26 protein-coding genes and 1 tRNA gene are annotated in these 24,048 nt (G+C 50.2%); 15 read left to right on the top strand and 12 right to left on the bottom strand.

The annotated features are described in order from the left end of the window. Positions 1 to 62 precede the first annotated feature (62 nt). The 3 genes from ABWV55_RS09180 to ABWV55_RS09170 all read right to left on the bottom strand — a co-directional run bounded on the left by ABWV55_RS09180 (position 63) and on the right by ABWV55_RS09170 (position 1,922). The gene (locus tag ABWV55_RS09180; RefSeq protein ID WP_353292736.1) at positions 63 to 833 is read right to left on the bottom strand and encodes a phycobilisome rod-core linker polypeptide; all 771 of its coding nucleotides are present in this window, start codon (positions 831 to 833) and stop codon (positions 63 to 65) included. Positions 834 to 940: 107 nt separating this feature from the next. Beyond that, complete coding sequence (locus ABWV55_RS09175; protein WP_353292735.1) at positions 941 to 1,537, bottom strand: phycobiliprotein lyase; 597 nt, start codon at positions 1,535 to 1,537, stop codon at positions 941 to 943. 49 nt (positions 1,538 to 1,586) lie between these two features. Further along, the gene (locus ABWV55_RS09170) at positions 1,587 to 1,922 is read right to left on the bottom strand and encodes a hypothetical protein (RefSeq protein WP_353291743.1); all 336 of its coding nucleotides are present in this window, start codon (positions 1,920 to 1,922) and stop codon (positions 1,587 to 1,589) included. A gap of 609 nt (positions 1,923 to 2,531) precedes the next feature. Here ABWV55_RS09170 and ABWV55_RS09165 point away from each other — a divergent pair. Genes ABWV55_RS09165 through ABWV55_RS09145 form a run of 5 tightly spaced genes read left to right on the top strand, consistent with a single transcriptional unit; the run spans position 2,532 to position 7,645 of the window. After that, positions 2,532 to 2,888: a ferredoxin-thioredoxin reductase catalytic domain-containing protein gene (locus ABWV55_RS09165; protein ID WP_353291742.1), complete on the top strand. Its 357-nt coding sequence runs from the start codon at positions 2,532 to 2,534 to the stop codon at positions 2,886 to 2,888. A gap of 5 nt (positions 2,889 to 2,893) precedes the next feature. Then, a complete protein-coding gene (gene sufB / locus ABWV55_RS09160; RefSeq protein WP_353291741.1) occupies positions 2,894 to 4,333 on the top strand; it encodes a Fe-S cluster assembly protein SufB in 1,440 nt (479 codons plus the stop codon). Positions 4,334 to 4,376: 43 nt separating this feature from the next. Further along, positions 4,377 to 5,165, top strand: coding sequence for a Fe-S cluster assembly ATPase SufC (gene sufC, locus ABWV55_RS09155; protein WP_353292734.1), 789 nt, complete (start codon positions 4,377 to 4,379; stop codon positions 5,163 to 5,165). Between the two features lie 3 nt (positions 5,166 to 5,168). Further along, entirely contained in the window at positions 5,169 to 6,362 is a 1,194-nt protein-coding gene (gene sufD / locus ABWV55_RS09150; RefSeq protein ID WP_353291740.1) for a Fe-S cluster assembly protein SufD, read from the top strand. Next, positions 6,359 to 7,645 carry a SufS family cysteine desulfurase gene (locus tag ABWV55_RS09145; RefSeq protein WP_353292733.1) on the top strand — a complete coding sequence of 429 codons (1,287 nt, stop codon included), beginning with the start codon at positions 6,359 to 6,361 and terminating at the stop codon, positions 7,643 to 7,645. Before sufD ends, ABWV55_RS09145 begins: the two co-directional genes overlap by 4 nt. Before the next feature lie 236 nt (positions 7,646 to 7,881). On the opposite strand, the gene ABWV55_RS09140 is transcribed toward ABWV55_RS09145, so the two are convergent. Beyond that, on the bottom strand, positions 7,882 to 8,007 hold the full coding sequence (locus tag ABWV55_RS09140; RefSeq protein ID WP_353291739.1) for a hypothetical protein: 126 nt from the start codon (positions 8,005 to 8,007) through the stop codon (positions 7,882 to 7,884). 366 nt (positions 8,008 to 8,373) lie between these two features. Here ABWV55_RS09140 and def point away from each other — a divergent pair, with 366 nt between their 5' ends. The 3 genes from def to ABWV55_RS09125 are packed head-to-tail and all read left to right on the top strand — an operon-like array spanning position 8,374 to position 9,795. Further along, the gene (gene def, locus ABWV55_RS09135) at positions 8,374 to 8,979 is read left to right on the top strand and encodes a peptide deformylase (protein ID WP_353292732.1); all 606 of its coding nucleotides are present in this window, start codon (positions 8,374 to 8,376) and stop codon (positions 8,977 to 8,979) included. A gap of 4 nt (positions 8,980 to 8,983) precedes the next feature. Further along, positions 8,984 to 9,181, top strand: coding sequence for a hypothetical protein (locus ABWV55_RS09130; RefSeq protein WP_353292731.1), 198 nt, complete (start codon positions 8,984 to 8,986; stop codon positions 9,179 to 9,181). A gap of 59 nt (positions 9,182 to 9,240) precedes the next feature. Next, positions 9,241 to 9,795 carry a DUF3747 domain-containing protein gene (locus ABWV55_RS09125; RefSeq protein ID WP_353291738.1) on the top strand — a complete coding sequence of 185 codons (555 nt, stop codon included), beginning with the start codon at positions 9,241 to 9,243 and terminating at the stop codon, positions 9,793 to 9,795. A gap of 277 nt (positions 9,796 to 10,072) precedes the next feature. Here ABWV55_RS09125 and ABWV55_RS09120 read toward each other — a convergent pair whose 3' ends face one another. Beyond that, positions 10,073 to 10,216, bottom strand: coding sequence for a hypothetical protein (locus ABWV55_RS09120; protein ID WP_353291737.1), 144 nt, complete (start codon positions 10,214 to 10,216; stop codon positions 10,073 to 10,075). Between the two features lie 339 nt (positions 10,217 to 10,555). Here ABWV55_RS09120 and ABWV55_RS09115 point away from each other — a divergent pair, with 339 nt between their 5' ends. Genes ABWV55_RS09115 through ABWV55_RS09105 form a run of 3 tightly spaced genes read left to right on the top strand, consistent with a single transcriptional unit; the run spans position 10,556 to position 13,140 of the window. Beyond that, positions 10,556 to 10,897: a histidine triad nucleotide-binding protein gene (locus ABWV55_RS09115; RefSeq protein WP_353291736.1), complete on the top strand. Its 342-nt coding sequence runs from the start codon at positions 10,556 to 10,558 to the stop codon at positions 10,895 to 10,897. Positions 10,898 to 10,921: 24 nt separating this feature from the next. Next, on the top strand, positions 10,922 to 12,928 hold the full coding sequence (locus ABWV55_RS09110) for an ABC transporter ATP-binding protein/permease (protein ID WP_353291735.1): 2,007 nt from the start codon (positions 10,922 to 10,924) through the stop codon (positions 12,926 to 12,928). A gap of 8 nt (positions 12,929 to 12,936) precedes the next feature. Next, on the top strand, positions 12,937 to 13,140 hold the full coding sequence (locus tag ABWV55_RS09105; protein ID WP_353291734.1) for a chlorophyll a/b-binding protein: 204 nt from the start codon (positions 12,937 to 12,939) through the stop codon (positions 13,138 to 13,140). Here the strand turns inward: ABWV55_RS09105 and ABWV55_RS09100 are convergent, their stop codons facing one another. The 4 genes from ABWV55_RS09100 to psbX are packed head-to-tail and all read right to left on the bottom strand — an operon-like array spanning position 13,141 to position 15,359. Beyond that, positions 13,141 to 13,629 carry a hypothetical protein gene (locus ABWV55_RS09100; protein ID WP_353291733.1) on the bottom strand — a complete coding sequence of 163 codons (489 nt, stop codon included), beginning with the start codon at positions 13,627 to 13,629 and terminating at the stop codon, positions 13,141 to 13,143. 5 nt (positions 13,630 to 13,634) lie between these two features. Then, complete coding sequence (locus tag ABWV55_RS09095; protein WP_353291732.1) at positions 13,635 to 14,138, bottom strand: hypothetical protein; 504 nt, start codon at positions 14,136 to 14,138, stop codon at positions 13,635 to 13,637. A gap of 32 nt (positions 14,139 to 14,170) precedes the next feature. Beyond that, on the bottom strand, positions 14,171 to 15,187 hold the full coding sequence (locus ABWV55_RS09090; protein WP_353291731.1) for a Ycf66 family protein: 1,017 nt from the start codon (positions 15,185 to 15,187) through the stop codon (positions 14,171 to 14,173). A gap of 49 nt (positions 15,188 to 15,236) precedes the next feature. Next, positions 15,237 to 15,359 (bottom strand): photosystem II reaction center protein PsbX, encoded by a 123-nt coding sequence (gene psbX / locus ABWV55_RS09085; protein WP_353291730.1) that lies wholly within the window; start codon positions 15,357 to 15,359, stop codon positions 15,237 to 15,239. Between the two features lie 91 nt (positions 15,360 to 15,450). On the opposite strand from psbX, the gene ABWV55_RS09080 reads away from it, so the two are divergent. Next, entirely contained in the window at positions 15,451 to 15,765 is a 315-nt protein-coding gene (locus ABWV55_RS09080) for a YggT family protein (protein ID WP_353291729.1), read from the top strand. Positions 15,766 to 15,829: 64 nt separating this feature from the next. On the opposite strand, the gene accC is transcribed toward ABWV55_RS09080, so the two are convergent. Further along, positions 15,830 to 17,176 carry an acetyl-CoA carboxylase biotin carboxylase subunit gene (accC, locus tag ABWV55_RS09075; protein WP_353292730.1) on the bottom strand — a complete coding sequence of 449 codons (1,347 nt, stop codon included), beginning with the start codon at positions 17,174 to 17,176 and terminating at the stop codon, positions 15,830 to 15,832. 130 nt (positions 17,177 to 17,306) lie between these two features. On the opposite strand from accC, the gene ABWV55_RS09070 reads away from it, so the two are divergent. The 3 genes from ABWV55_RS09070 (at position 17,307) to msrB (ending at position 19,100) form a co-directional block, all read left to right on the top strand. Then, positions 17,307 to 17,388: transfer RNA gene (locus ABWV55_RS09070), tRNA-Leu, on the top strand. Positions 17,389 to 17,397: 9 nt separating this feature from the next. Continuing rightward, positions 17,398 to 18,651 (top strand): glycosyl transferase, encoded by a 1,254-nt coding sequence (locus ABWV55_RS09065; protein WP_353292729.1) that lies wholly within the window; start codon positions 17,398 to 17,400, stop codon positions 18,649 to 18,651. 47 nt (positions 18,652 to 18,698) lie between these two features. Further along, complete coding sequence (gene msrB / locus ABWV55_RS09060) at positions 18,699 to 19,100, top strand: peptide-methionine (R)-S-oxide reductase MsrB (RefSeq protein WP_353292728.1); 402 nt, start codon at positions 18,699 to 18,701, stop codon at positions 19,098 to 19,100. Positions 19,101 to 19,378: 278 nt separating this feature from the next. Here msrB and ABWV55_RS09055 read toward each other — a convergent pair whose 3' ends face one another. Together ABWV55_RS09055 and smc are read right to left on the bottom strand one after the other, a co-directional pair. After that, entirely contained in the window at positions 19,379 to 20,359 is a 981-nt protein-coding gene (locus ABWV55_RS09055; protein WP_353291728.1) for a PRC-barrel domain-containing protein, read from the bottom strand. A gap of 79 nt (positions 20,360 to 20,438) precedes the next feature. Next, on the bottom strand, positions 20,439 to 24,032 hold the full coding sequence (smc, locus tag ABWV55_RS09050) for a chromosome segregation protein SMC (RefSeq protein WP_353291727.1): 3,594 nt from the start codon (positions 24,030 to 24,032) through the stop codon (positions 20,439 to 20,441). Positions 24,033 to 24,048 lie beyond the last annotated feature (16 nt).

Here is a 24,048-nt window from a genome sequence, read left to right as displayed (position 1 = left end):
GTGTCAAAAATCACAAAAAAGCGGAACCGAAGCCCTGCATCCGCATTTGGATTTGCCTCCGGTCAGCGACCAACACTGCGGTAAGGTACGCGCGACATATAGTCGATATCTGTCGAAGTTGAGTTGACTCGTCCGTTTGATATGGGAATATCTTTGAGCCACTCTAAGTAATCGCCAGGAGAGCCGCCGCGTTTGATCTTAGCGCGTTCGGGCAGTTTCTTCCCAGGACCTCCCATGAAGACGATTTGGGGAAATCCAAATATTCCTCGATAATATTCATCGTACCGTGGGCTAGTGATGTTGAAAGGAGTGTCCCCTAGCTCACGGCCAGGCAAAACGCGATTTCTCTGATACGGAACGGAATCATATCCGAAAGCGTCGAGATACTCATCGCTGTCTAGTAATACGTCAACTAAACCTTCCAGGCCCTTGCTTGCGATCACAATCGACCAGGACAGTTCTTCTCCCCTACCATTTACTTTACGACCTAGAATGCGCTCTACTAGGTGACGAACCACCTTGTAGTTGCTGTTAAAGCCATAAAAAGTTCGTTTGAAAGTATCTGAAAGAACCAAAGCGCGAATGAAGTCGCGGACGGTAATCTGTCCATCACGTAGCTGGGATTCAAGGTTCACGTCTCGATCGGTTTCGAAAGCGTGAAAAAAAATCTGCCTGTAAGCACTCTCGATTACTGTCCTGAGATTCTCAGGATCCATAGCGATTGCCATGGAATATGCGCGGGTCACCTCTTCGGAGCCAACACGAAGATTTGAAACCCCTGCCCTTAGTGAGTTCTGAGTAATCGGTGCGTACTCCAAAAGGGGAATGGCCATGCGCGCTACAGCGTTCACACAGGATGATCGCATAAATTGTTGGGTAGCTTGGTTAAGTGCTCAGTGGCAGCAATTACATTCCGTAGTAGTTACCTGAGCAAATTTACTCACCAGCCAAATGGCGCAAGTGAACTTGCACTTGATGATGGAGGAATGGGGGCTTCAAAACCTTTGTCCAGCTGGCGGGTTTCCATGCAGAAAGATGCGTTGTTGGAGAGCCCTTGAACAGTGCTTGTGCGTAAACGCAGGTTTGGTCCAGCAAACCAAAAGCGCTCTAGAGAGCTCATCATTTCGTAATTTGTGGCAAGGATGAGACCGTTTTCATCATCCATGTGGAACTGGCCAGCGACTGGGGTTTTTTCGGCGTAACCCCGATCCCGCAGCAATAGGCCGTGGCGTCCGGCGTCGTCAGTAGGGATCAAGCCAAACATGGTCTGGTCTTGATGAGATTCACCGACGCGATCCCAAGCCATAGATCCGCTCCAGCGGACCCGGCAACCGCCGATGAGTCGGCTGACCGCTTCACCATTGCATTTAGCGATTTCAGCAAGCCGTTCATCGCTTTTCGATAGCTCCTCGACAACAATAAAAGATGAGCCGGCTTCAGCCCGGCGATGAAGCAAGTGATGCTGGCTGCGTTGGGATTTCCAACGACCGCAACTAAGACGGAAGAAACTGAGAGCATTGGGGATCTCAAGAGTCATCGCCGTGGGATAGCTGCACTGAAACAATGGCAGCTCAATAGTGCAAAGTCTAGTTTTGGCAGCGTATTTCTGCTGCTGCGATCAGGTCATCAAGGCTGAGGTGTAGCGGCTGCTTGCCACAGCTGTCGGCAAGTAACTCAAGCTGCAGCGCTGCGTTGTTTAGCTGGCTGAGAAGAACGTTCAAGAATCTTGTGTCTCTTGCCACCATTGGCTGTTGTTCGCACCAACGACGCCGCTGATCTACGTCAGGCAAGGCGCCGTCGGTTTTACGATTCATGCTACGAAAGCTCTCAAGGCAGTGAATAAGCAGTCGTAGATGATGACGATCCAACTGAGGGAGGAGCGTAGAGTCGATGCGGGCGATCGTTTCAGCGTCGATTCTCATTGAATATTAATCGGTTTAATTTCGAAACCACCCAAGTGTGTCTACCTTCGACTACTAGTGGACACGCGTTACGCGTTGCAACCGGACACAGTGGAACAAATTGGGGGCGATTACGTGACCTACAGTCGAGAGTTTTCGGCGGTTCTATATTGATTCTAATCAAACTAAAAAAATGCGCTTTTCATTGGGGATCAACTCCGTATGATCCTGGCATAGATTTCTCTGCTTAGCAGTCAAGAAAACTGTTGTAGTTACGCCTCAAGCAAGTCATTGCTTCGTTGGCTATCTTGGTATACGCATTAGGGCAATAAAACGCTTTCTCTTTCTCTTGTCGTTAAAGCAATCGTTTAAAAGCGTCTTCCGATAAGCCAGACCAAGAAAGGTCAAAAATAGCCCTCAATATGTCGGAGTCCAGAAATAGTATCCGCAATCGCGTAAACTGGCATGCATTGTGTTTCGGCTAAATCAGCTAAATCACTAGTCCTTGCCATGAGAAGTCGAACTTTCACGGAACGTGACGGTGATGGTTGAAGTCACCAGCGGGGAGCATCTTGGCCTAGAATTTAAGCTAAGGAAACCTCGGGGTTTCGTAGTTTGCCACTTCACTCCATGTCTGACGCCACTCCCGAGCCGACCGCTGAAAGTCTGGGAATCATCCGCAAATTCGCGCAAGCTTACGCTCAGCGCACAGGCACGTACTTCTGCTCTGAGTCCAGCGTGACCGCTGTCGTCCTTAAGGGTCTTGCACGTCACAAGGATCAACTTGGCAGTGCTCTTTGCCCTTGCCGTCATTACGAAGACAAGGAGGCAGAAGTGTCTCAAGCGTTTTGGAATTGCCCTTGTGTTCCCATGCGTGAGCGTAAGGAGTGTCATTGCATGCTGTTCCTTACTGAAGACAACCCTTTCGCTTGTCCACAAAAGACGCAGACTATCACTACGGAAATGATCGAAGCCGCCGCAGGCTGACTTGAATGACCAGCACCTCCACTCGGGATCTCGTCAGCCAGCCGTACAAGTACGGCTTTGTGACTGAGATCGAGACTGATAAGATCGACAAGGGTCTGAATGACGAGGTCGTCCGACTTATCTCTTCGAAGAAGGACGAGCCAGATTTTCTGCTCAACTTCCGGCTCAAAGCCTTTCGCCACTGGCTCACATTGGAAGAGCCCAACTGGGCTGCCTTGGGCTACGATGCAGTCGATTATCAAGACATCGTCTACTACGCTGCCCCAAAGCAGCGAGAAAAAAAAGCGCACCTCAACGAGGTTGACCCAAAGCTACTTGAAACTTTTGATAAGCTGGGTATCCCTATTAGTGAGCAAAAGCGCCTCAGCAACGTCGCCGTTGACGCGGTGTTCGACAGCGTTTCAGTTGCTACTACTTACAAAGAAAAGCTGGCTGAGTACGGGGTAGTATTCTGCTCTTTCACAGAAGCGGTTAAAAAACATCCAGAGCTCATTGAACGTTACTTAGGTTCGGTAGTGGCTAGTAATGATAACTATTTCGCTGCTCTCAATTCTGCTGTGTTTAGCGACGGCTCCTTTGTGTTCGTTCCGAAAGGAGTAAAGTGCCCTATGGAGCTCTCGACTTATTTTCGGATCAATTCTGGTGACACAGGTCAGTTTGAACGCACTCTGATCGTTGCCGAGGAGAGTGCTTCGGTGAGTTATCTCGAGGGGTGTACAGCACCGATGTTCGACACTAACCAACTACATGCTGCCGTTGTGGAGCTGGTGGTTCTGGATGATGCCTCCATTAAATACTCCACTGTTCAGAACTGGTACGCTGGCGACGAGAATGGTGTTGGCGGCATCTTCAATTTTGTCACCAAGCGTGGTCAATGCCGAGGTGCTCGTAGTCGCATTAGCTGGACTCAAGTGGAGACTGGCTCGGCAATCACCTGGAAGTACCCTAGCTGTGTTTTACAAGGCGCTGACTCCGTAGGTGAGTTCTATTCTGTAGCTCTCACGAACAATCGTCAGCAGGCGGATACAGGTACGAAAATGATTCATGTTGGCCCTCGCACACGTTCTACGATCGTGAGCAAGGGTATCAGTGCTGGTAATTCCAGCAACAGCTACCGTGGCCTTGTGCAGATGGGTACTGCAGCTAAAGGTGCTCGGAATTACAGCCAGTGCGATTCTATGTTGATCGGTAATCAAGCCGCAGCTAACACTTACCCTTATATCCGTTCGCAGCAACCTCAGGCTGCTATTGAACACGAAGCCAGTACTTGCCGAATCTCTGAGGACCAACTCTTCTATCTGCAAAGTCGTGGTATCGATTTTGAGGAGGCGGTTTCAATGATGGTGAGCGGCTTTTGCCGAGACGTGTTTAACCAGCTGCCGATGGAATTTGCGGCGGAAGCCGACAAGCTGCTGGCTCTCAAGCTTGAAGGGTCCGTGGGTTGATCCTTACTCTCAGCATCACTTTGTTCTATCAATTCTCTTTCAAGTGATCTGCCCCGACGCTGAGCTTCTTCTTGACATCAATGATCTACACGTTTCTGTAGAGGATCAGCCCATTTTAAAAGGTGTGAATCTTCAGGTGCGAGCTGGCGAAATCCACGCCGTCATGGGACGTAATGGCAGCGGAAAGAGCACCTTGTCTAAGGTGCTGGCAGGGCACCCAGCTTACCGCGCTACCTCCGGTTCCGTGCGCTATCGCGGTGAGGACTTATTTGAGCAAGAAGCGGAGGAGCGGGCGCGGCTTGGTCTTTTCTTAGGTTTTCAGTATCCGGTAGAAATTCCCGGTGTGAGTAATTTGGAATTTTTGCGAGTCGCCACTAACGCACGTCGTGGCAAGCGGGGACTTGAAGAGTTGGATACCTTTGATTTCGAAGATCACGTTCGCGAACGTCTCAAGATTGTTCAAATGGATCCGGCATTCCTGGAGCGCAGTGTCAATGAGGGTTTCTCAGGTGGAGAAAAGAAACGCAATGAGATTTTGCAGATGGCCTTGCTTGAACCTGTGGTTGCGGTTCTCGACGAGACCGATTCTGGTCTAGACATAGACGCACTGCGCATCGTAGCCAACGGTGTGAATCAGTTAGCTACCGCTGAGAATGCAACCCTTTTAATTACACACTATCAACGCCTTCTTGATGAGATCACTCCGGACTATGTCCACGTAATGGCTTCAGGTTGCATTCTTCGTACTGGCGGCCGAGAGTTGGCGCTGGAATTAGAGCAAACCGGCTACGACTGGGTAGATAAGGAGCTTGCTGCGCAAGGAGCTATCTAAACCATGGCTCTATCGAGCATTCAAAGCGTTCTAACACCAGTCCGGCAAAAAGGTAGAGAGGCATTAAATCGACTTGGTTTGCCAACGCGTCATCAAGAAGCTTGGCGTTTGACTGATTTACGTCGACTTGAGGGTGTTAGCCAATTGCCGATCAGTACGGTTTCTAGCAAGTCACCGGATACACCGCCAGTAGTGGACGGTACGTTGAGGCTTGTACTAGATGGCATTAGCGACCCCTTAGAAGGCGTGAACTTGCCGGAAGAACTCACCGTGCTGAAGCCCCACGAACTGGAGCAGATGCTCGGCCACACGTTATGCCGCTGTGGTTACAGCGACGACTGGTTGACTGAGTTTAACCGTGCTTCGACTCATCAGATTCTGGCTTTGCGGGTGCGAGGCAACGTGCCGCCATTAGAGCTAATCATTACTACTACATCTGGCCTTACTGCAACTCGAGTGGTGATCTTGGTGGAGGAGGAAGCAGAAGTCGACTTGTTGCAAGTCTTCATTGGGAAAGACCGAGCAGCTCATAGCCATATTTTAGAGGTGCATCTTGGACAGGAAGCACGGCTAAACCACGGGTTGGTGGCCTGTGCCGATGGTATTGCATCGTTGCTGACCCAGTTGGCTGTAGAGCAGGAGCCGCATAGCCAGTACAGATTTACCTCTGTGATGCAAGGTTGGTTTTTGGGTAGACTGGAATCCCGGGTAGTTCAGGTCGGCGGACAAGCAACAACCAATTTGAAAGGCTTAGCTGTTGCCGATGGTGAGCAACAGTTGGCGGTCCATACGGCGGTACGTTTCGAGGGTCCAGAGGGAGAACTTGATCAATTGCAGAAGTGTTTAGCTGCAGGACGATCCCACACCATATTTAGTGGCGCGATCGCTGTGCCGCGCCAAGCTCAACACACCAACGCAGCTCAACTCAGTCGCAATCTCTTGTTGTCAGAGCGGGCACGAGTCGACACCAAACCAGAGTTGGAGATTTTGGCAGACGATGTTCGTTGTATTCATGGCGCCACTGTTTCTCAATTGCAGGAGGACGAACTCTTTTATTTGAAGAGCCGTGGCATTAGCGCATCGGAGGCAGCAGTGTTATTGCTGAGAGGAGCATGTCAGGAGGTGGTGGATACGCTCCCGGTTCATGCCCGGGTTTGGCAACCATTGGAACGAGTATTGAAGGGATTGATTTCATGACCAAGCCTGGCACCGCCGAGGTGCGATCCAATGCTGATATCAGCGATTTATCAGCACGGTACCGTGCTGATTTTCCGATTTTTGGTCAGAAATCTCCTAGTGGTCGCCCTTTGATTTATTTAGACCACGCTGCTACTAGTCAGAAACCGCGGCAAGTGCTTGAGGCTATGCAGCATTACTACAGCTGTAACAACGCCAATGTGCATCGGGGAGCTCATCAGCTCAGTGCTCGCGCGACTGAATCGTTTGAGGCAGCCCGCAGCACTGCAGCTAAATTTATTGGTGCGAATAGTCCTCGCGAGATCGTCTTTACCCGCAATGCCAGCGAGGCGATCAACCTTGTGGCGCGTAGTTGGGGTGACGCCAATCTTTGTGTAGGAGATGAAGTATTGCTTACATTGATGGAGCATCACAGCAACCTGGTACCCTGGCAGCTTCTGGCTCGGCGTACCGGCTGTGTATTAAGGCACGTCGGCATCACTAAAGAGGGTCGCTTTGATTTGGAGGATTTCCAGGCGAAACTGAATAAACGTACACGCTTGGTTAGCCTAGCGCACATCAGTAATACTTTGGGTTGCTGCAATCCGCTTGAGGCTGTCATCCCAGCTGCCCATGGTATCGGTGCCTTGGTGTTGGTTGATGCATGCCAGAGTCTGGCGCATCAAGGGATCAATGTAGCCGCAATGGAAGCCGACTTTCTGGTGGGTTCCTCTCATAAGCTATGCGGTCCGACCGGGATTGGGTTCCTTTGGGCACGCGAAGCGCTTCTTGAGGAAATGCCACCATTCCTTGGAGGTGGTGAGATGATTCAGGACGTTTTTTTAGATCACAGCAACTGGGCAGCACTACCTCACAAATTTGAGGCTGGCACCCCTGCTATCGGTGAAGCTGTAGGAATGAGCGCAGCGCTTCACTATTTGCAAGTCATCGGTTTAGAATCGATTCGAGCATGGGAAGCTCGGCTTACCCTCCAGCTATTTTCTCAGTTGCAAGAGATCGAAGGCCTCCGTATTTTGGGCCCAACGCCTGAGCAACAGCCTGGACGTGGTGCCCTAGCCACGTTTCTTGTGGACGGCGTGCATGCTGACGACATCGCTGTAATAATGGATACATCTGGCATTTGCATTCGTAGTGGCCATCATTGCTGCCAGCCGCTTCATCGTTACTACGGGGTAACAGCTTCAGCTCGCGCCAGCTTAAGTTTCACAAACACCTCCGAAGAGATTAACAATTTCAGCGACGAGCTTGCTTCTACGGTGGCTTTCCTGCGGAAGCACGGCTAGCTTCTTCCCTGCGTACCGCTACAAAATCTGGTAACACCGTAGATTTATTGCGGCTTCCTTTTTATTGGCTACAGGAGAGACGTTATCGGGTTACTGCGAAACTGGAGCAATAGACGGCCAGAGCTTTTTTGCAGAGAGACAGTGGGTTAGTAGGCTGACTTAGAGTCTTTGTTCGATTTGAATATTGGTTCAATCACGGATTACGGTACCCTTGGTGTTATAGTTTAGTAAAGGCATTAAGTAAGGTCATCAAAACCTAAAAAAGTGTTGACGTGTGACTGAAGCGTAGCAAAACTCGGGGTATTAAGTTCCGTCGCTATATCAGCCCACGTAAGACCGCGAGCTTGGCTTGGCTTCAGCACCGATGACCATGAATTTATAAATTGCATTAGGCCCCATCATCAAGTTCTGAATTCTCCTCTCTTCAGCATAATGTAACTAACATTCAATAAATCAAAATTAGATTTGATGAAAAACCTGCGGTCACCGTAGTTATGCACCCAGCAGCGGCGCTGATTTGTTGGTGCTGGTGAAATTCCCAATGTTCAATGTATTTGGTTTGCCGACACGGCTTAGTGCGACTATGGTGCATTCGTTATCCGCAGGTTGCTGCTCAAAAAAAGATCGCTTCAAGCATATCTTCAGTAATACTTTGGACAACTTCGGTTCTTTCAACCCGGATGCCTGTCCGGTGTCGTTTAAAATGTCGGATCGATGCAATGGTGGCTTTGTCGGTAAGCTTCGCGCAGTTGGCTAGAAGGGCTGATAAGACCATGGAGGCAGTGCTGGTACCGAAAACTGTGCTGGATATTCCTCCACTGGAGATTCACACCCTTGGTGCCGCAGTGCTTCGTCAGCCAGCCCAGCGCATTGGCAAGGTGAACAACCAGATCCAGGAACTGGCACGAGACATGCTACGCAGTATGTATGCCGCGAAGGGTATTGGTTTGGCTGCCCCCCAGGTGGCGGTTCATCAGCAGTTGTTAGTGATTGATCTTGATCTGGAAAACGCTGCCACGCCACCTTTAGTGTTGATTAATCCGGAGATCACCTCTGCTAGTGCTGATCTCAATGCTTATGAGGAGGGTTGTCTCAGCATTCCCGGTGTATATCTCAATGTGGTGAGGCCCACAGCTATTGAGCTGAGTTATCGCGATGACATGGGAAGGCCAAGAAAGATGAAAGCAGATGGCTTAATGGCTCGTTGCATTCAACATGAAATAGACCATCTCAATGGTGTGCTTTTTGTAGATCGCGTAACTGATGAAGTTTGCCTTCGGAAAGAATTGAAAGAGCATGGCTTTCAAACTCAGTACGTCCAAAGCATTTCTTGAATTCATACAGATGAAACCTTTGGCCGGGTTATTTCTTGCTTTGGCTTGCATCTTGGGAATTGCTAGTACCGGTTGCGTGTTTGAGCTAGGGTATGGTGACCCCGATCTCGGTGTCCTCGTTACCAGCTGGATTTTGGCAGTCGCTGCACCCGGAACGATCGTGACGCTTATTGTGGCCATTCGCTTGAATAAACCAGCTTGAGTTACATCAGTTTGGGACGGGTAACGAGTTTCATGATTCATTTGAATAAGCTTTCAACCATGGTTGCCCGTTTCTTGCCAGCTGCTGCCGGATTTTCTTTTTCTGTGTTAAGCACTGTGCCAGTTTTAGCTCAGGGCTCTCTGTTTACAGCTATTCCCGTTGAAGAATCCAACTTCGTATTAGTTGCTGCTCCGATCGGCCGGAGCGCAAGGTCGCAGCTGAACATTTACGAGCAGCGAGTTAACAAACGTCCGTGTTTCTCAGTCAGCAGATCTACACCGGCAATGGTAAGTCCTCTTCTCTCTGGCTTCGATTTCACAGGCATCTGTAATCGCTACACTGATAGCAACGGTTATTCTCTGCGTCTTGGCGAAGACGATATGGGTACTAACTATCGTTTTACCGTGGTAAAAACCGGCGGCGACTTAGAGCTGTTAGCTATTCCGACGCTTAATCCCTCTAAACCGATATTTACAGTTGCTCGTTCGGGTGGAATAGCTAGTGGTTTTGTTCAGCTTAAACTTCAGCCAGGATGGAAATTGATGCGACGTGCTTATGGTGAGAAAGCTCTTGGTCATCTCTATATTTATCAGGATATTACTCGAACAAATTGATTGCCTATCGTAATTGGTGCAACAGTAGATGCTGGACATATCATGACTGGCTAATCGAGGAATTTACCCGAGCTTTTGGTGTATTCAGCGACGAAGCGTATATGTATCAGTTACAAAGACTGCAAGATTATACATGGTTAGTGAGCTTGCATCTATCAACATTCGTTATTGCTATCTCAGTTTCTCTTGCCGTCGGGCAAGTCCGCGCAACGATGCGGGTTACTAGTAGGTCGGACACAGGTAGTAGCTATTGATGGGCCTTGGCTGACGCGTCTTACTACCGCGTTCTGAAGGCCTGAATAGCGGTTGGTGCAGAGGCTGCTCCAATGTAGGGGACCACCTCAACTACTACCCTGAGGGACGGCGCGTTTTCACTGGTATTATCAAGAATCACCGGGAGGCCCAGACTTTTTACAGGCATAGGTTCATAAGAGCGATCATGCAGTGACGCGATCCTAAGCTGCTATCCGACCCCAGTTTGACTGAGCAGCACGGTTAGACCTAGGGCGGTTGATTGGGTCCTGGTTGTTATCGATACAATTGAGTTAGCGGGGTTCGCTGTTTTACAAGGTGGAGCAAGCTAGTTCCCGAGATTTTTTGATAACCCGTCAGGGATCCTGATCGACTAAGACCCAGATACACTTAAGGCTAAACCAGAGGTCCACTTCAACAGCGGTAGGCTTGACTCGCGTCCGTGAGGTAAGGCGCTGGGACATCGTCTCTCTAGTCTCATTTCCTTTTCACCTCCCTGTCAATTGTTATGGCGGACGACACGATCTTCAGAAAAATTCTTCACGGCGAGATTCCTTGCGACAAGGTGTATAGCGATGAGTTTTGTCTAGCGTTTCGAGATATTGCTCCTCAAGCGCCTATTCATGTTCTGGTGATTCCCCGCCGACCAATTGAGAGTTTACGATCGGCGGTGGAGAGCGATCAGACCCTTCTTGGGCACCTGTTATTAGTGGCGGCTCGTGTGGCTCGACAAGAAGGCTTGAACGATTGGCGCACAGTAATTAACAGTGGTACTGGGGCTGGACAAACGGTGTTTCACCTCCACGTTCATGTAATCGGTGGTCGTCCCCTAGCCTGGCCCCCTGGTTGAGCCCGCCACAGTCAAAATGGGCTGATGACAACATCTTCAAGGCGTCCGTTTCGAGATTTCGGTTTACAGCTAGGCCGGTTACAACGCCTCGCGCAACCGTATTTTCTCCCAGTTGAGGAGAATCGCTCCTGGCAGTTTTTGCTGCTAGTGGTGGCTCTATTAATGGTTGTCATCGGTGTTACTTTGCTGTTGCTAACGGCAATAGTCGGAATCAGTGGAGCTCTAAGTCCAAGCCTTCAAGAACGTTTTCTGCCAGGGGTTCCTGAGCGCGTCGATGCCATTTGGGATGGCTGGATTGGTCCTTTGGTCAGCGCGCTTGGCTTGATGGGTGGAGGCTGTTTTGTAGTTTTTCGTAGCAAACTTCGTCAGGGTCATTGGCTACCTTGGTTGCTTCTTGGCGTGATTGCTCTACTAATCCTTGTGATTAATGGAATCAATGTAGGTATTAGTTTTATTGCCCGAAATATTGAAAATGCCCTGGTTGGATATGACGAGAGCAGTTTTTGGAAAATTGTCGCGATTTACGCATTTTGTCTAGTTTTAGCTTTGCCAATCCGGGCTATCCAGAGTTATTTAATTCCTAAAGTCGGTTTAATGTGGCGTCAATGGCTTAGTTCACGCCTGCTTAACCGCTATCTTGCTAATCGCGCCTACTATGTTCTCAATCCAAATGATGAGAATGCTTCTGATATTGATAATCCTGATCAGCGAATTTCAGATGATACAAGGAGTTTTACGATCACTAGTTTGAGTGTTATTGTAGAAGTAATTTCTGCTTTACTAACCTTTCTAAGTTTCATTATTGTTCTTTGGACAATTAATAGTCGCCTTGCATTATTCCTTTTAGTTTATTCAGTAATAGGAACAAGTTTAATTATATTTGCGAGTCGAAAACTTGTTGTCCTAAATTACCAACAGCTGAAGCTTGAAGCAGACTTTCGCTATGGACTGGTTCATATTCGTGATAATGCTGAATCTATTGCTTTTTATGGCGGCGAAGGGCAAGAAAGTAAAGAAGCAAATCGTCGCCTCAATGGGGCAATTAAAAACTATAACAACTTGATAGTTTGGGAAGCTTTGATCAGCGTTATTCAGCGCTCTTATGATTATTTTTCGCGTTTCCTTCCTTGGTTAGTAATAGCTCCAATTTATTTTGCAAAAGAGGTTGATTTCGGTGTTTTTGGTCAAGCAAGTATAGCATTCTCTCAGGTTTTATTTTCGGTCAGTTACATCGTCAATAACATCGATCGCTTAGCAGCATTCTCCGCTAGCATTTCTCGACTTGAAAGTTTTCAGGGCCGTGTGGATGAAATTAGTGCCGACGGTGAGGGTTTATCCAATACTATCGACATAGCCCCTCAAACTGTTAAGAATAACTGCCTCCTGTTGAAGCATGTAAATCTCGTACCCCCATACAGCGAGAGGGTGCTGATTCGTGATCTTAGCCTTAGCCTCGAACCACACCAAAGTCTTTTGGTGGTAGGTCACTCTGGATGCGGAAAGACTTCTTTCTTACGTTTAGTGAGTGGTCTTTGGCCAGTCCAGTCTGGTGGTGAAATCCAGAGACCTTCAGCTGGCGATTTGTTATTTATTCCCCAAAAGCCGTACATGCTTCTGGGTTCATTGCGTGAGCAGTTAGCCTACCCGCTGCAGTCCGATCGGTTCGCGGAAGATCAATTTCTAGCTGTTTTAGCTGAAGTACGTCTCCCTGATTTGCTGAATCGCTATCCCAATCTGGATGTGAAGCAGGATTGGCCGCGCTTATTGTCCCTTGGAGAACAACAAAGACTAGCTTTTGCTCGTCTGCTTTTAAATGCCCCACAAATGGTGGTCCTAGATGAAGCCACTAGCGCTTTAGACGTGGCGACGGAACGCCATCTTTATAATTTACTTTGTCGTCGTGAGATGTCATTTATCAGCGTTGGTCATCGCCCCACTTTGACCGAATTTCACGACACGGTCTTAGAGCTGGATGGACATGGAGGATGGCGTTTATTGCCTGCGGCAGACTATAAATTCGATCGCTTCTGATCTACCTGATGACTTCCGAGACCACTAACACTGTTAGAACCACCCAAAGCCAAACGAGATCTGCGACTACAACCGAAGTCCCAACGTTTGGTTGGAGTGCCTACGCCGAGAGAGTGAACGGGCGCTTTGCCATGATTGGCTTTGTAGCCATATTGATCATTGAAGTAACGAGTGGTGAGACTTTTTTGCGTTGGGCGGGCCTATTACCTTGATTATGGTAGATGAATTAGATCAATCTCCCATCTTCCGTTTCGGCTTACTTGTACTGCCAGGAGCCGTCCTAGGCCATCGAGACTTACTGATCGAGGTACGCCAGGGGGATCTAGAGGCAGCTGTTGCAATGCGCCGACACTGCGGCGATATAAGAACACTTCGGTGCGGTTATCACGTTGTTGAACCACTGCTAAGCGCTCACCATCACTGCTTACGCTCACGCTAATCGGTTGGGAATCAGCTCGGTTTATACCTGGTAAGGGAACTAGTCGACGATTTTTCAAATCAATCAACTGCACGCGTTCACGTCCGCCTCGTTCGTTCCCCAAGCTTGCCAGCCATGCCTGACCAAGGGATGGGTCTCGGCGGCTGCTCATAGTTTGGCGCAGCATCCCGTTAATGTCTGGTCTTGGCTTCGGACGCCCGCTACTACATCCCGCTACTAGAATCAACAGCACACCCCACCAATTCAAGATGAAGCGTCTCATGGTGCTTATTTGAAAGGGGGTGTGCTGAGCGTTTGGCCTGCCACCTGATCTAATTCCAACAGATCACTTAGATCAAAAATCTCTACACGCCAAAAACCTTGATCTGTAACTTGCAAAGCGAGGCTTTGAGCATCGGGCGCTAAACTGACATTGACAGGGTTTCGTTCACCTGGAAGCTGAACTGTATGTAAATTTCTTTTTAGTCTATCGGCGATGGTCACTATCCGTCGTCGTCCATCCTGAATGATTAGGGCAAGGTATCGCCCATTCCAGCTCAGCGAGGGCGAGCTATGTGGTTGGTAACGCCTTAGTTGCGGTAATGCCTGTATGGACCCATTGGGCACATTGCGTAATTGCACTGTTTGCCGTCCTTGCAGATCGCTGATCACAGCAAGCCATTGTCCATTTCCACTAAGCGCTGGATCATGTTGACTTGTCGCTATAGAGCCACCGGTTGCCTGTTCCACTCGGCCTGTACAGCTAGCAAGGCTGATTCCGATGAGTGCCACCGTTAATGTTAATAACGGCAAGGAGAGTCGGTTCAGTCGTCGAAACGGGAGTTGTTGTCTCGAGAACTAAGGCTGCGTAGCGGTGTGCGACTGTCGGTAGCTTCACCGGATGAATTTTGGCCACTAGCGCTAGCACCATTGGACGAATACCGACTGGCTGTTTGTGATGGGTTCTTGGAGCGGCTCCGGCTGCTGATAGGACGATTACTAGTGGGTCGACTGCTGTTGCTAGTCTTGTCACGCCCGCGTACCGAATTCAGAGAAAGGTTTTTGCCCTGGGGTGATGCCGAGTTAACGCTGGGGCTGAAAGCAGCATCTTCTGCGTCAAGTTTGTCAGATCTAATAAAACCACCGGCGGGGCGTTCTCTGCGGCCGATAGGGCTACTGCCACGACGCTGACTATCTCGATTTAAGCGACGCTGACCAAAATCAGGTTTGCGTTCATCGTTAGCTTCTCCAGCACGGAACCGTACTAAACGTTGGGAGCGTTCGTCGTCGGTTGTCCAATCTTGAATTCCTTTATCTCGCCTGCGGGCTCGTCGACTAGCGGCTTCTTCAGGAATGACGTTATGATCCGTTTGGTGCGAACGGTAAAAGTCTCCTTCAGATTGATTGCCAAGCGCCGTATCACGACTATCGAAGCTGCGTTGGGCGGGCCGAGGCCTGCCAAAATAGCCGGTCTCTTCATACCAACCGCTCTCGGCCTGGAGCTTACTGGGTATCGAATTACCTCCGCTCACGGAAGGTTCATCGTCAAAGTAAGCAGAGCGCCGCGCTTGCTCCGTCGCAACGCCTCTTAGTCGTACACTTTCGTAAGCAAAGAAAACAGTAGTACCAGCTAGAAGGAATTGGCCAAACTGGAGGATTGGATCAAGGCGCCAGCCTTGAAAGAACAGAATTCCTCCGCACAGAAGTCCAATCGCTGCAAAGAAGACGTCGTAATCCCTCGCTAGCGCAGGCTTGAAGGAGCGCATGAAATAAAGCAGGGCGCCACCAATAGCCAACACAATCCCGACAATGCTGGCCCAATTGAGACTGGCGTTAACCAAAGTGCGCTCCCACTTGAGCCCCAGTCTACGAACAATAGCAGCTGTTGGTTTAAAGCTTGCGATCGACGCGGTCAGCCTGGCTCACCAGAATCAGCGCGATGGTGGCAGGCACAACAACGATTACAGATCCCCAGAGGAGGCTGCTCAGAAAATTTGAGAGAGAGGAGGTCATAGCGGTGTCGCCGTCTAAATCGAGGCCGGAGCGATCCTAGTGATCCAAGTCCAGTTTCTACGATGAAGGCTTGATTGCTTTGAGGTTTGTGATGCTGACACAGCTATTGCTTAAGGTTTTACCGGTTGCTCACCTTGTACTTGGGCTGTTGCTAGCCGTCTGGACTCTTGCGTTTTTATTTCGCATTGTGCTCACCTGGTATCCGCAGGTGGACATGAGCCGTGGAGTCTGGCTTCTGATTGCTTGGCCAACAGAACCTGTGTTAGTTCCTACCCGCCGGGTGGTCGCACCAATCGGGGGCGTAGATGTCACGCCTGTTATCTGGGTCGGATTGATCAGCTTGCTACGAGAACTACTGGTCGGGCAGCAGGGGATTTTGTCACAAATTCTGATTCGTAATATTTGAATAAAGGTGGGCAATCGGCATTGACTAAAGACGTTTCGTGCTGTCGGGAACGGAGACTCAGACTTTAGGGCAGCATCTCCTGCTCAACAAACTTGGTGTGAATATCGCCGTCGATAAACTCTGGCCTGTCAAGCATCTCCAGGTGAAACTCGATGGTGGTAGGAATTCCGGTGACTGCGCACTCGTTAAGGGCGCGCTTCATGCGAGTCACTGCATGCTGTCGGTTCTTGCCCCAGACTATGACTTTGCCAATGAGAGAGTCGTAGAACGGAGGAATGTCGTAACCGGTGTATACGTGGCTATCAACGCGGACGCCAGGGCCTCCAGGGGGAAGCCATCCAGTGATTCGCCCGGGGGCTGGCCGAAAATTGTGGCGGGCGTCCTCTGCATTGATTCTGCATTCGATTGCATGACCGTTGAGCTGAATATCTTCTTGGCTGATGCTGATGGGTTCACCTCCGGCAATGCGCAACTGTTCGGCGATTATGTCTACACCAGTAACCATTTCCGTGACAGGATGCTCCACCTGAACGCGAGTATTCATCTCCATGAAATAGAAGCCGCCACTGCGATCCAAAAGAAACTCAACAGTGCCGGCACCTTCGTATTTGATGCTACGAGCGGCAGCGATAGCTGCTTCACCCATCTTTCGCCTTAGCTCAGGATTGAGAGCAGAGCTCGGGGCTTCCTCGAGTAGTTTTTGGTGGCGACGCTGAACGGAGCAGTCCCGTTCTCCGAGGTGAATGACGTTACCGTAACGATCAGCCAGTACCTGAACTTCGACGTGTCGCGGACGGTCGATAAATTTTTCCATATACAGTCCGGGATTGCCAAACGCGGCTTCAGCTTCTCCTCGGGCAGCCTTGTAAAGGTTTTCGATTTGATCTGGCCCGGGCACGAGACGCATGCCGCGTCCACCCCCACCGGCCGTGGCTTTAATCATTACGGGATAACCCATCTCAGCCGCCAACTGGGCAGCGTCTTGGAAACTGGACAGCAAGCCTTCACTACCAGGAACCGTGGGGACGCCGACAGATTGCATCGTCGTTTTAGCGGTTGACTTGTCACCCATGGAGCGAATCGCATGGGGAGACGGTCCGACAAACATCAACCCATGCTCATTGCACATCTCGGCAAACTTGTCGTTTTCGGCCAGGAAGCCATAACCTGGATGGATGGCGCCCACGCCGCGTGAAGTAGCTGCTGCAAGAATATTGGGAACATTAAGATAGCTCTTATTACTCTGAGCTTCACCCACGCAAACTGCTTCGTCGGCCAACTGAACATGTAAGGCATCCTTATCTACAGAGCTGTAAACAGCAACTGTGGCGATACCGAGCTCTCTACAACTCCGCAGAATTCTAAGAGCGATTTCGCCGCGGTTGGCGATCAGCACTTTGCCGATAGACATCCCGCAGAGTCGACAAGCTTGTGACCAGATCTTACCAGTTAGGACCAAATTGGCATGTTCAATGCGATCGATCACAACTTTGGCCAGTATGATCGCTCACTGAGAAAGCCTGGACGGCTGAATCAACTGCGCGGATGTGGTGGAATTGGTAGACACGCACGCTTGAGGGGCGTGTGGCTTCGGCCTTGCGAGTTCAAGTCTCGCCATCCGCACTTTATCCATTGGCCAATACCCGAAATAACGAACTAGGACTTGCTGTTGTCCTTGTCTCCAATGCCCCAGGTGAACTGACCACTTGGGTACGTCCTCTAGCTAAACGTCTCCACAGTCTTCAGCAATTCCGACCGCAAGCCGTCAGCTCATTGGCCAGTCTGCGATTGGCACTGGTACCGTGTCCCAATGCCACGGGGCATGAGCATGCAGTGGCTCAGTCCTGGCAGCTATTTGATCGCATAGTTCCGGCTTGTTCATTTTGGTCATTGCTGCTGCGCCCTAGTCTTTTCGGACCCTGGCCCCATCAAGGAATCGTAGTGTTTCTCGGTGGTGATCAATTCTGGACAGTACTGCTGTCCGCTCGTCTTGGTTATCGTCATATCACCTATGCGGAATGGATTGCGCGTTGGCCGCAGTGGAATGACCGCATAGCAGCAATGTCAGAGACAGTGCGGAGTCGATTGCCGATTCGCTATCGAGCTCGTTGTCGGGTTGTCGGCGATCTGATGGCTGATCTCTCATCTTTCGCCCGTTGTGATGCTCCTCTGGAGGAGGGCCAGTGGGTGGCGTTATTGCCAGGGTCTAAACCGGCCAAATTGAGTGTCGGAATGCCGTTTTTCCTAGAGACCGCAGATCACATCGCTCGTGAACGCCCCGAGTGTCGTTTCCTGTTGCCACTGGCACCCACCACAAGTGTCAAGGAGCTGCTGTGGTTTGCCAGTCGGGCAAATCCAATTGCACGCCGGTACAGATCCACTGTCGTTGATATTAATAACGATGTCTTGATCACAAAAGCTGGGACGCACATTGAACTATTCCGGCAGCATCCAGCCCATGGTCCATTAAGTCAGTGCACTTTGGCGCTCACAACCGTAGGAGCGAACACTGCTGAGATCGGAGCTTTAGCAGTACCTATGATAGTGATAGTGCCGACGCAGCATTTGGATGTGATGCAGGCCTGGGATGGAGGTCTTGGGTTATTGGCCCGCCTTCCAGGTTTGCGTAGATTGATCAGCATTTTGTTAATATTTCGAAGGGTGAGCAATGGTGGATACTTTGCTTGGCCCAATATCACTGCGGGCCGCAAGGTCGTGCCTGAGAGGATTGGTGAAATTATGCCCCGACAGATAGCAACTGAAGCGATCGAATGGTTGGCTTCCCCAGATCGCTTGGAAGGGCAACGGCAGGACCTGCGATCCTTGCGCGGGAAGCCAGGTGCTATAGCGGCCTTAGCAGCTGAGGTGTGTGACCTCATCCCTTGAAACCTGCCGTCCGTTTTAAGGTATTTGCGCTGAATAGTTATGTTGCTATGACTAGTCCCGATCGGATCAAACGCAGCGTTGAGGATTGGAAGAGGCTGCTATCAAGTGAGCAGTATCGCATAGCTCGCTGTGGGGAAACTGAGCGGGCTTTCACCGGAAAGTATTGGAACAACAAGGCTTCTGGTATGTACCACTGCATTTGCTGCGGGACTCCACTGTTCAGTTCAACCACTAAATTCGAATCAGGTACAGGATGGCCAAGTTTCTGGGATGGGGTAAACCCGGAGGCAATCATTACCAAACAAGACACTACACATGGCATGGTGCGCACGGAAATCACATGTGCTCGCTGCGACAGCCACCTAGGCCACGTCTTCTCAGATGGCCCAGCTCCTACGGGTCAGCGTTACTGTGTCAACAGTGCATCATTGGACTTTAAGGCAACGTGATTTGTATTGCGTCTAATTAAGGCGTTCGCTGTCATCGTCACAAAAACTCGTAGCTCTTGTCATTTCACCCTCACCAATGGCCACTGCATGCCTGATTGTGATGCGGGTGATTGGGGTTGAGATTTTTAGGAATACTGAATTCGCAATAAACTGCCCCAGCTAAAGCTAGGACGGAACTGAGGGCATCGATAGATAGTGTTTTGGATGTGCCCCCCTCCTGCGGCGCTACCGTCTAATCTTAAGACTATTGGTCGTTAATCAGCATATCGATATCAACTTCACCAGGGGTCATCTAGCTCATCTTGAATCGGCTCAACGTCGAGGGGCTCACTGGTCTTCTGTACAGGGCGTCGTGAAGCAGGCATTGCGCGTTTTGGTGATGAATCATCCTTAGGGCTTAGACGCTCTGGATAAGGCCCATCATCGTAGAGGGATCGCTCGAAAGGATCAATTGGTTTTGCCTCTAGATAGCGCTTTTGTGGAATAGCCTCACGTTGCTGGTTGTCGAGTTCAACATATTCCAGCTCTTCCTCTGTTTCAAAGCATTCGTCCTTTGAAACTTTTGATTGCTGCTGTTGTTCTTGCTCTAGCGTTTGCCCGGAACCGAGTTGGTTTTCTACCGGTACAAGATTGACTCGGTAACGTTCACGCTCCTGCTCCTCCCAGCTGGGGCCACCCACGCCCAGTTTTTCCAACACTCCGCTGCTCAGTTGTTTGAGTTTGTCTTCAGCACCTTCGTAAACGATAATCCGATCTGGTCCGCTGCTCACAATTTCCTCAACCGGTATCTCCCAGGTGCTTAAAACCCCTTCCCCTAGCAGCGGGATTCCGAACGCACCTATCACAAGAGTAGCCAGCTCACCGGTTTCAATGTCGAAAGCAAAGCCCAAAACCCGTCCTAATTGTCGTCCTGATTCAGTGATTACCTGGCAGTTGATCACCTGGCTGTAACGTTCGGGATTGAAGTTCTCACTTAGGGAATCAGAAGAGTCCACCAAGATCACATCACCCACCTGACGTATGCATTCCAGGGGCATCCAGCGCGGCAAACCTGGCAAAAAGCGAGTAAACGGGTTGTCCCGTAAACCTACAGCTACTACTTCGCGACGATCAATGTCGACTATCACCTCACCCACCACACCTAACCGGCGACCAGTGTCACGGGTGATTACCTGAGTGCCCATCAACTCTGAACGTAGCCAGAGACGGTCACTGGGAACACCCGCCAGGGCGTCATTCACTGAAGGGATCGGGGTCAAGCGCGGGGGCCCTTAGCCATAGACAATTTGATTCATTGTGACTTAGCCAACCCGTCGTAGCAGTTCGCCTTGCACAAGTTCAGGTTGCATCAGGAAGACCGACTACTTGAGTATGAGCACCACGGGCTTGAGTGACGCCAATTATGCGCTCAGCCGCCTTAATCATCGGATACCTATGGCTCACCACCATGAATTGAGCATTTTCAGCCTGATGAGCAATCAAAGTGGCCAAGCGCTCCACATTCACACCATCAAGAAAGCTATCTACCTCGTCGAGCCCATAAAAGGGTGAAGGGCGAAAGCGCTGCAAAGCAAACAAAAAGCTGAGAGCCGTGAGGGATTTCTCACCGCCTGACATAGACGCTAGGCGCCTTACCGCTTTCCCCTTTGGATGTGCCACGAGGGTTAGTCCTCCTGCCAACGGCTCATTGGCGTTTTCTAACTGCAAATAACCGTCGCCTTCAGAGAGAGAAGCGAAGATCTCACCGAAATGGCTATTTACTGCATTGAACGCTTCCATAAAGGCGTCTCGGCGCAGCGTAGCTGCTGTATCAATGCGGAGCAGCAGTTCTTCGCGTTCGTTACTTAAAATGTCAAGACGGTTATTCAATTCGCTAAGGCGTTGCTCCAGGGTTTGCAGTTCCTCAAGAGCCAACATATTGACTGGCTCTAATGCTTTTATCTGTCGCTGGATCGTTTGTTGCTTGCTTTGGAGAACCTCTAAACCTGCGAGTCGCACTGATTCAGGAATGTCTGGGCGTGGGTTAGGTAGGGCTGTCGCCATTTTCTTGAGACGAACGGCACCATTACGCTGCTTTTCAATAAGCTCCTCGATATCCCCTCTCAAACGCTCGAAGTTCCATTCGGCTTGTTGTAGGGCTTGTCGCTGACAGGCAACTTTCTCCTCCGCCGCGTCACGGGCATACCGTTGTGCACCCAAGTGTTCTTGCAGATCCTGTTGCTGGACTTTTAGCACCATTAACTTTTCTTGCAGTTCTGACCGTTGTTCTTGCAAGGATTCTCTTGCTTTGGCAAGGGCTTGCACATCCTCTTGGAAACGAAGCTCTTCCGCTGTCAAGACATTTTCATATTCTTTCAATCGTTCCAATCTGAGCTGACATTCGTGCTGAGCATTCAGCAGGTCATCACGCTCTTGTCGCGCTAGTTCTAAGTGGCGATCTGCAGCCTCAAGGTTGTGTTGAAGGTGTTGCCAAGTTGCGGCATCATCGCTGTCTCTACTGCTTTGCTCAGCCTCATTTAGCTGTTTTAACTCGTCAAGCAGTGGTCTTAGTCTCTCGTCGATGACTTCTAGTATTCGCCGTTGGGTGGTTTGGTTTTTTTGCAAATGCGATAAGCGTTCGGCCCGCTGGCATTCGCGTTCTAGCAAGGAACCACGGTTCCTTTGCGCTGCATTGCGTTCGGCGTTAATGATTGCCTGATGCTGTTCTAGTTTGCGAAGTTGGGATTTTTGTTGTTCTAAGAGTTGGGCTAGCTCAGACTCTTCGCGCCAGCAGTCTCTGAGGGATGTTCTAATTTCTAGTAACCGACGCTGATAAGGTTTGGTTTCGTCTTGATCATTACTAAATCCAAATCCAAAACTATCGTTAGATTGCGGTAGACTCCCTCCAGTCATGGCGCCGCTTTTTTCCAGAAGTTCTCCATCAAGAGTCACAGCCCTTAACCGTCCCAACTGCTGACGGGCGGTGGCGAGATCAGTAAAGACAAGTGTTTCGCCGAAGACGTACGTGAATACTTGGTTGTATATGGGCTTGAATTGCACCAACTCCACGGCGCGGCCGATAAAGCCGTCGCCTATGTAGCCTCCGTAGGGAAGGGCGCCACGGGCGGAGGCGTAAATCTTATTCAAGGGCAGAAAGGTTAGCCGGCCGGCGTGGCGGCTTTTAAGTAACTCGATTGCTTGGGCTGCGATACGGTCGTCGTCTACTACTACCTGTCTAAGGCGAACACCAGCGGCAACTTCGAGGGCACGATGGTATCGGTGTTGCACCTCACCCAGTTGCGCTACGGTTCCATGGATGCCATCTAATCCGGCCTCGAGTAGCAAGCGCAGTGCTCTAGTGCCACGGCTTTCTTGAATGACATCTCGACGGCTTTCGAGGCAAGCGATCTCTCGTTCAAGATGCGTTCCCTCCTTTTCTAGAAGGCTGCGAGTTCGCTGCTGGATCGCCAGCGAGTCCACTGTCTGTTGGAGAGCTTGTTTCTCTTCGTATAGCGAGCGAAGCAGAGTCTGCCAAGCCTCTTCCAAAGTTGTGAGTTGTTTCTGAATCTCTTGTTTGTCAGCGTCGTCTTGTTGTTGCTCCTGATGAAGCTCTTGCAGTCGTTCCAATTCCTGACGCAGACACTCCTGAAGTTGTTGTTTTTCTGTCAACTTCGGACTCACGTCACTTTGCAACTCCTGTCGGCGAACACTGAGTCTTTTCTGTTTTTCTAACCAGGCGCCAGAACGGTTTGCTACATCAGTCACCTTGCGACGGGAGACCTCAACTGCGGATCTTGAGTCATCAAGAGCTTTCTCAGCAGCAGCCAGTTTTTCTCGGTGAGAGTTTTTGTCTTGCTCTAGATACTGGAGATACTGGTGCTGCCAGGTTTTTTGCCGACCCGAAAGATCATTGCGTAGTCTCTCCAACTGCTGGCTTTCCTTCTGATACTGGGTAGCCCGCCGGTCTAGTTCGCACCCGCTGGCTTCTAAACCAGCCAGCTTGGCCTGCAGTGAAAACAGTTGGTCCTCTCCGAGGGATTTTACCTGCTCCTGCAGAGACTGTAATTCGGCAATAGCTTCGTCAAGTGTGTCGCGTCCGTTGGCAATTAAAATCTCATTTTGTCGCTTCTGAGTTTCTAGTCCTTGTTGGCGTATGCCGAGTTCTGTTAAAGCTTGCTTGGCAGTCTCAAAGATCAGTACCATCTCCTGTTCTTGCCCGAGTATCAAGAGCTCTCGAAGCTTCTGATACTCGCTGGCCTTGGCGCAATCTCTCCCGAGCCGCTGGTAAATGGTCAGTAGCTCTTGCTCGGCGATCTTGCAGCGAGCTTGCCGGTCTTGAACGTCATCGAGTTTGCGACGTGTTTGCTCAATGCGCGTATCGAATAGAGCGACGCCGGCTAATTCGTCGATTATGCCACGGCGATCGTGGTTACTCATCGACACGATACGAGTTACATCGCCCTGAACTACGATGTTGCTTCCTTCTGGATCGATGTGAAGGCGGCGAAGTTGGGTTTGCAATTGTCGTAAGTTACAGGGCACACCATCTGCGGAGTAGCTGGAGCTGTAAGAGCCGCCTGGCATCACTCGTAGCTTGCGAGTTACCGTCCACTCTCTTTGTCCAGGTTGGATCCAAGGCCCTTTCTCCACGTTTTCGAGGCCTTTTTCCGCGGCATCGGGTCGCCAGCCACTAAGGTCAAACCTTACGCTTACTGATGTTTCTCCTGCTTCGCCGGTTTTAAAGATACTACTATTGATGAGGTCTGGAAGACAGTTGGCCCGCATGCCGCGGCTGCTAGCTAGACCCAGGCAGAACATTATTCCATCGAGAATATTGCTTTTGCCTGATCCATTCGGACCTGTTACCACGGTGAACCCCGCCTTCAGAGGAATCGACACTGCATCGCCGAAAGACTTGAAGCGCGTTAGGCCAACCTGCTTGATGTGAACCAATCAAGAATGGAAGCCA

Origin of the sequence: Synechococcus sp. M16CYN (genome assembly GCF_040371545.1) — a bacterium.
Lineage (GTDB): Bacteria > Cyanobacteriota > Cyanobacteriia > PCC-6307 > Cyanobiaceae > Parasynechococcus.
This window is presented reverse-complemented; position numbering and strand designations above follow the sequence as displayed.